The 593-nt window shown below is 74.4% G+C and carries 1 pseudogene; it reads left to right on the forward strand.

The annotated features are described in order from the left end of the window. Nucleotides 1–20: 20 nt before the first annotated feature. Nucleotides 21–593 (forward strand): annotated as a pseudogene (locus tag G5C51_RS42410) (amidohydrolase); the annotation flags it as partial.

Below are 593 nucleotides of genomic sequence, written 5' to 3' on the forward strand. Positions count from 1 at the left end.
GGTCTGTGGGCGGGCGTGCTGTGCACGAGATCGTCCGGCTGGAAGGGCTGGCGCGGCAGGTCGCGCGTACGTCGGGGTCGGTGCAGTCCTTTCTGCGTAACACCGCCGAGGCGGTGTACTCCGCCGCCCAGAGCGGCACGGCGTACGCCTGCGATGCCACCGCGCCTGCCGGCTGTCCGCGCGAGCCGGGTTCGGTGGAGGTGCGGCATGCGGCGTCCCAGCTGATGCAGCGCGGGAGTCTCGCGCCGGTGCTGGTGCGGCATCTGCTGTGGGCGGCGCTGGCTACGGGGCTGCCGGTGCAGCTGCATGGGGGAGATCCGGCGGATCTGGACGATTTCATCGAGCGGACGGACGGGCTCGGTACGGATCTGGTGCTGGTGCCGGGGCCGCGGGGCCCGCAGCACGTGGCGGCGGCGCGGCGGGCGGCTGTGCATCGGCACGTATACGCGGATGCGGGGCCCGATCCGGCGGTGGCGCTGCGGGTGGCGCCTGCGGGGAAGCTGCTGTTTTCGACGGGGGCTCGGGCGCTGCCCGAGCTGTACGTGGTCGCGGCGCGGGGCTTCGCGGCGGCGTTGGGGCGGGTCGCGGAGGAG

It is taken from the genome of Streptomyces coryli, from assembly GCF_011044975.1.
In the GTDB taxonomy this organism is placed as follows: domain Bacteria; phylum Actinomycetota; class Actinomycetes; order Streptomycetales; family Streptomycetaceae; genus Streptomyces; species Streptomyces coryli.